Raw genomic sequence first — 6,539 nt, forward strand, 5'->3', positions numbered from 1 at the left:
CTCGACGCGTCGGCGAAATCTCGCGGCGCGTGCGGGCGCGTCTTACGGGCGCACCTCAAACTCCCAGGCGCCGCTGACCAGATGCCCGTCGGCCGAGAGCGCTCTGTAGCGCACGGTATATTTCCCCGGGGTCAGCCGATTGACGCTTACGGATACATGGCTCGGATCGGCGCTATCAATCGCCGCGTCGCGTTTGTCGACCCGTTCGCCCGCGGCGCTGACAACCGCCAATGCGGTAAAGGCGTCGCGAATGCCGGCGTCGTACCACACCTCGACTTTCCCGATGTCTTCCGCGCCGACGCCGCCTTGCGCAGGGGAGGTGCGGACAACGATGGCGTGCGCCAGCATCAGCGTGGGGCGCTGCGCCTCTCGCGGCGGGACGGATGGGCCGGTGAGTTCGATCGCGGGGCTGGACTGTCGATTGGGCGCGCGCGCCGAGGACTCCGAGGGAGGTCGGTACGCCGCCGCGCCTTCAGGCGTCGCGACGATCGAAAAAATCGCAGCAGCCGGCAGGAGCAGACGGGGATATGAACGGACGGACATCGCGGACGAGCATCTTCTAAGTGAAAATCTTGGTTGTTCGCTCTTCGTCATGTCGCGAAGTCCGACTCGTTCAATTGTGAGGCGCTCCTGGCCCGCCCCGAGCATTTGCAGTTGCGGCTGCGCGACGCCGATTGTTCACATTGTCGCGGCCTTGGCCAGTGACCCCATTTTGATGCGGCGCAAAAAGCTTTCGCGCCGCAGCAGCGCGGCCGGCTCTAACGCGCCTCCGCACTTGAGCTTATCCTTGCCTCTCGATATGCATCTTTTAGGCAAAGTGCATACGTCGCGGCCTTGCGGCGCGTCAAGGGAGTGAGCCCAATGGTGTGGTCGCGGAAGATGGCGCTCGCTGTGGTTTTGACGTTGCTGGCGAGCGTGTCGGCGGCGCGCGCCCATACGGCGAATATTTCGAGTAGCCGCATCGCGCCGGAAGGGCAGGGTCATTATCGCGTCGAAGTCGGTTTTCTTGGATCCGATATTGAACGCATGTTCGCCGAGAACAAGCCGCAGAGCGACGTTGATCTGACCGAGCCTGGCGTCATCGAGGGGATGATCGGCAAATTCATCCAGCAGCGCGTCGATCTGCAGAACGCCGAAGGTCAAACCTGTCCGAGCACGGTCGATTCGGTCGGCGTCGATCCCACAAATCCAAGCGACTCGCGCGTGGTGCTGCAGATGGATTGCGGCGCCGTTCAGGGTCAGATTTTCTACAATCCCTTCAGACTGCTCGACGCGCAGGGACCGCGGGCGAAACATCTCGTCAGCATCGGCGAGAAGGGCGACGAATCCAATCTCTCCGAGGCGCAGCGCCAGGGCCGGGAGCCGGCGCCCGGACAGGTCATGATCTATCCCGGCGACAAGATGATCGACCTTTCCAAGCCGCTGCTGACGCCGTGGGAGCTCGCGCCGAAATTTCTCTCCGCAGGCGTGGAGCACATTATCACCGGCTACGACCATTTGTGCTTCCTGATCGCGGTCATGCTGTGGGCGACGCGCATCTGGCCCGTCGTCAAGATCGTGACGGCGTTCACCGTCTCGCACTCGGTGACCCTGACGCTCGCCGCGCTCGAACTCGTCAATCTGCCGAGCCGCTGGGTGGAGATCGCGATCGCGCTGTCGATCATCTATGTGGCGGTCGAGAACTTCTTCACCCGCAGAGTCGACAATCGCTGGCGCGACACCTTCGCATTTGGCTTCATCCATGGCTTCGGCTTTGCGAGCGGCCTGATTGAACTGGGCGTTCCTCAGCGCGCGATTGTTCCTGCGCTGGCGAGTTTCAACATCGGCGTCGAACTCGGGCAGATCGGCGTCGTGCTCATCGTGCTCCCTTTGCTTCTTCTGATCGATAAGGAATGCACGCATGGCGAGCGCAGTCCGCTGCTCGTTCAAGTCTGTTCGGCGATCATCGCCTGCTTTGGCGCCTATTGGCTGGTCGTGCGGGTGTCCGAACTGGGTTAGCGCAACGATCTGGGACACTTCTCTGATATCCTCGATCGGTTTTGCGTTTGCGCAAATCTGAACGACGCGCTTTCGCATCAGCCGTCGGGCTCGACGGCGCGACGAAAGCTGTCATGTGAAATGGTCGGGTTCTTCGGCCCGGAAGCGCAGCGTCAATCTGTTCAAGGCCGCCGCCAGTTGCTACAAGAATTCATCGCATGACGAGGTGAAGGCGACGACAAATCCGTGCGTGGGCGGAACGCACATGTGTCGTGGCGATTCTGGAGGCCACATGAGCGAGCGAACCATTGGGGGCGGCGTTTCCCGTGATCGGGGCGCGCTGTCGGACGGGAAGACCGCAGAGAGATCGGGTTCATCGGGCGCAAATGCCGTGAAGCGCAAACGCAATCGAAACGCGCCGCTCTATCGATGGTCGTTCACCATCCATAAATGGGCCGGGCTCATCGCCGCCGTGTGGCTCGGCGTGTTGGGTTTAACCGGCTTTTTCATGAACAATGGCGAATGGCGCTGGCTCCAGCAGGTCACGGCGCCCGGCTGGCTCGCCAGCGACCATGTCGCGCAGAACGCCGCCCGCAATGTTTTCCGCTATCTCCAGATCGATCCCGCCGATGCGTCGATCCGAGTCGCTGGTGGCCCACGCGGATTGTGGCGCAGCGCCGACGGAGGCGCCAGCTGGTCGCCGACGCGTTTCGAGGCCGCCGCGCATCCGCAGATTTTCGCGATCGAAGCGGATCCTGCGCGCGGTTGGGACAGGTTGTGGATCGGAACCGACGACGGTCTGTTCGTGACGACAGACAAGGGCGAGACGGCGCGGCCGGCGGCGCTGTCGGGCGAATCCGTCACGGCGCTGGCGCAGGGCGCATCGCCTTCCGAAATGCTTGGCGTGGTCGACAAGTCCCGCGTGTTTCGCTTCGATCCCGATACGCCGTCAAAGATCCAGATGCTCGATCTGGCGCCGCTGCCCGAAGAAGCGCGTCCCGAGTCGGTTCGCCTGCACAGGTTCATCCGGTCGATTCATTTCGGGCGCGGCCTGTTCGAGCCTGCGACCTCGCGCCTCATCAATGAGCTTGGCGGCCTTGCGATGTTCGTCCTCGCCGTCACCGGGCTTCTCTACTGGGGGTTCGGCAAATGGTGGCGCATGCAAGCGAAGGCCGGCGCGCGCGGCATGTCGCCGGAGGCGAAGCGCGCGACGACAAGCTGGCTCTACCGGATTCACGGCGCGACCATCGGCCTGCTGTGCGCGCCTATTCTGCTCTATCTCGCGCTCACCGGCATTGTCATCGACCATGACACGGAGCTCGGCAGCCTGCTGCGCAGCACCATGACGCCGAAGGCGCTTTACACGCCGGCCTTCAGGCCCAGCGTCTGGGATGAGCGCATCGATGCGATTGTCGGCTATCCCGGCGCGCCGGGAGTGTTTTCGGTCGGAAACTTCCTCGGGCTGTTCACGACGGCCGACGGCGGCAAGACCTGGGCGCGCGAAGACGATGCCGAAGGAAAGCCGATCGGCGGCGCCAATCGCATGCGTCGAATTAGCGACCGCGTCGTCATGATGTCGGGGATGGGATCAACCGCGACGATCCGCGGCGACGACTTCGCCTTCCGCCAAGCTGCATTGGCTCCGCCGGAGGGCATGGGCATGGGCGCGGGCGCGGGCGCGGGCATGGAACCCCGCCGCGGCATGGGGCGGCGGCAGGAAATGGGCGAAGACGCCGGCGCTGCGCCCGGACATCCGCCGCCGCATGGGGATGGCGAGGCAGCTGGCCGTCCCGCGCGCCCCATGATGATGGGCGCGATGAGCCGCGGGTTTGCGCCGACCGACGTGACCGCCTTTGACGGCGGTCTGCTATGGCGCACGGGCGCGAAGCTCGTCGTCACAAGTCTCGACGGCGCCCGGATCAAAATGCTCGAAGCGACGCAGCCGGAGGCGTCTGGCGTCCCCATGTTCATGTGGCTCCGCAGCCTCCACACCGGGGCGCTGTTCTGGAGCCAGTGGCGCTGGGTGAACGATATTTTCGCGACGCTCGCGCTCTTTCTGATCGCGACCGGCCTTATTCGCTGGTGGCGCCAGAAGTGGATGTGACATTCGCGCGTAGGCGCGCGCTCACAGAGTGCGCCGCGAGCCCGAAGCAGATCAGCATGGTCGCGGCGACCGCGGATCCCGGACGCATGATGATGGCGGCGACGACGATTCCGGTCGTCGCCGCCAGAAACACGATTGCCGCGCCGAGCAGGAAGATCCTGATGCGCGGCGTTGAGCCAAGGAATTCCTGCCGCAGCCAGCCCACGATCACCGCGCCTGCCGAAACGCTGAGCGTCACGCCGACAAACTCCAGGAGTTCGCGCAGGCTGGCGCTCCAGACGACGGCGACGCACAGCACCGCCTGCGCGATGATGGCGATGCGTGGGTGCTCGCCATGCAGACGGCCGAGAATGGCGGGGAGCGCGCCGTCGCGCGCCATCTGCGCATAGACGCGTGGACCGCTGAGCAACATGGAAGAGGCGGAGGTGGCGAGCGCAAGCGCGATCAGGGCGCTGAGGCCTTCCTCGGCGCGAACGCCGCCGAGCGCGCGCGCGGCGACTGCGCCAGAGTCGGCGACGCCCGCCAACGCCTCTCGCGGCGCGCTGTAGAGAATGACGGCGCTCACGCCGAGATACAGCGCGATGACGAGCGCCGTTCCCAGGTAAAGCGCGCGCCGCACCGCGTCGCCGCCGCCCTCGACGTCGCCGGTGACGTAAACGGCCGCATTCCAGCCCGAATAGGCGTAAGAGATCCATACGAGCGACCCGCCGAAGGCGAGCAGCGAAAATGCGGAGCCATCGACTGTTGGCGGGCCACCGATCGCCTGCGCGACATGGGGCGCGCCGAGGACGATGAAGGCGAGAATGGCGGCGATCTTGATCGCGACCGCGACGTTCAGGAAACGCACGCCTGTCTCCGGCGCGCCGGCGTGCAAGGCGGCCAGCAGGACGATCAGCGCGCTCGCAAACCAGGGCGCGCCGGTTTCAAAACCCCCGACGCGCGCGGCATAGAGTTCCGCGCCGAGCGCCGCGGCGGCGATCGGAGCGGTGAAGCCGGCGACAAGCGAAATCCAGCCGGCGGCCGTTCCCAGAGCGGGATGCAGCGTCTGTCTGAGAAAAGCGTATTCGCCGCCCGACTGGGGAAATCGTTTCGCGAGATCCGCATAGATTGCGACGCCCGAAAGGGCGTAGAGCCCGCCGACCAGCCAGGCGAGAAGCACGAACCCTGGCGATCCGAGGTCGGCGAGGGCGAAGCCGGAGGTGGTGAACACCCCCGTGCCGATCGTGTTGGCGACGACGAGCGCGATCGCGCCGCGATAGTCGAGAAGCCGCCGTCGCCGAGCCGCCTGATGCGTCATTGCGCGCTCTTCTTGAAGATTGCGAAAAACTGGCGCGGCAGGAAGTCTGGCGCCTCGGCGAGCGTGAAGCCTGCCTTTTGCATGTCCTCGACGCATTTTTCGAATGTGGGGCGGCGGTCTTTTGGCGGGCCCATCGGCACGTCGGGCCGGGCGAGGATCAGCGCGACGCGGCCATCAGGCTTCAGCTGGCTTCTGAGTTTCGTATAATAGGCGACGGCGTCCGCGTTCTGGCCATAGGCGTTGACGAACAGCGCTAGATCGAGCGGCTCCGGGAATTTCGGATCCGAAATCGTCACCGGCGTCGCGATCATGTTGGTCAGGTTCTCACGCTTCGCGCGCGCGCTGAGGAAGTCGACCATCTTCGGTTCGGCGTCCGCTGCGAATATCTTCGCGTCAGGCAGACGGCGGGCGAGACGCACGCTGAAATAGCCGGTGCCGGCGCCGATGTCGGCGACGCGCGCGTCTTTCGGCAGCTTCAGCGCATCGATGACCTGGTCGGGCTTCTGCCATGCGGCGCGGTCGTCCTTGTCGAGCACTGCGGACCATTTTTCCGGCTCTTTGAAGTCGCGCGCCGGCGCCCAGGGCGGCGGATCATTTTGCGCCTGCGACGCGGCTGCGAGCGTTGCGAAGCCAAGAGCCAGGACAATCGTTTTGGCAGGGACTTTCATAGGAGAATGCTCCCCGGCTGTGCGCCTCGGCGCCAGCGTATTGTGGGTTTTGAGAGCGTTTACGGCGGGAGCGTTCGCTTTAGGCCTCAGGCCGCGAACGCTCCCTCGCCGAGGTCGACGACATCAAACGCGTGGCGCGTCAGACCTCTTCATGCGCCGTTTTTCTTGAAGACGGCGAAATATTGCCGAGGCAGGAAGTCCTGCGTTTCGACCCGCGAATAACCGGCGGATTTCAATTCGTCCGTCGCTTTTTCGATCGAGACGCGATGCTCCTTCGGCGGACCATCGGCGTTCTCCATGCGGAAGTCGATGATCACTAGCCTTCCTCCGGGCTTCAACGACTCCTGCAGCTTTTTGAAATAATCAACGCGATTGCCGACGTGGTGATAGGCGTCGACGAGCAGGATGACGTCGACCGGCTCGGGCAGATTGGCGTTGTCAGGCGCCGCCTGAACAGGGACGATATTCGCAAGCCCCTCGTGCTTGGCGCGCT

General features: G+C 64.5%; 6 protein-coding genes. 2 read left to right on the forward strand and 4 right to left on the reverse strand.

The genetic code is table 11. The features are described 5' to 3' along the window. Nucleotides 1–42 precede the first annotated feature (42 nt). Nucleotides 43–543 (reverse strand): copper resistance CopC family protein, encoded by a 501-nt coding sequence (locus AB7F41_RS13260; protein WP_428385288.1) that lies wholly within the window; start codon nt 541–543, stop codon nt 43–45. A 318-nt stretch (nt 544–861) separates the two neighbouring features. Between AB7F41_RS13260 and AB7F41_RS13265 the strand changes: the two genes are divergently transcribed. Together AB7F41_RS13265 and AB7F41_RS13270 are read left to right on the forward strand one after the other, a co-directional pair. Next, nucleotides 862–1,998 carry a HupE/UreJ family protein gene (locus tag AB7F41_RS13265; RefSeq protein WP_428385286.1) on the forward strand — a complete coding sequence of 379 codons (1,137 nt, stop codon included), beginning with the start codon at nt 862–864 and terminating at the stop codon, nt 1,996–1,998. 271 nt (nt 1,999–2,269) lie between these two features. Then, on the forward strand, nt 2,270–4,081 hold the full coding sequence (locus AB7F41_RS13270; protein ID WP_428406612.1) for a PepSY domain-containing protein: 1,812 nt from the start codon (nt 2,270–2,272) through the stop codon (nt 4,079–4,081). Here the strand turns inward: AB7F41_RS13270 and AB7F41_RS13275 are convergent. The 3 genes from AB7F41_RS13275 to AB7F41_RS13285 all read right to left on the reverse strand — a co-directional run. Continuing rightward, complete coding sequence (locus tag AB7F41_RS13275) at nt 4,050–5,378, reverse strand: APC family permease (RefSeq protein ID WP_428385742.1); 1,329 nt, start codon at nt 5,376–5,378, stop codon at nt 4,050–4,052. The two genes, AB7F41_RS13270 and AB7F41_RS13275, sit on opposite strands and share 32 nt — an antisense overlap. Beyond that, nucleotides 5,375–6,046, reverse strand: a complete 672-nt coding sequence (locus AB7F41_RS13280; protein WP_428385740.1) for a class I SAM-dependent methyltransferase — start codon at nt 6,044–6,046, stop codon at nt 5,375–5,377. The genes AB7F41_RS13275 and AB7F41_RS13280 overlap by 4 nt, the downstream gene beginning before the upstream one ends. Before the next feature lie 149 nt (nt 6,047–6,195). Next, the coding region (locus AB7F41_RS13285; RefSeq protein WP_428406613.1) for an SAM-dependent methyltransferase at nt 6,196–6,539 on the reverse strand (344 nt) is incomplete at its 5' end.

Origin of the sequence: Methylocystis sp. (genome assembly GCF_050251305.1) — a bacterium.
Classification (GTDB): Bacteria; Pseudomonadota; Alphaproteobacteria; order Rhizobiales; family Beijerinckiaceae; genus Methylocystis.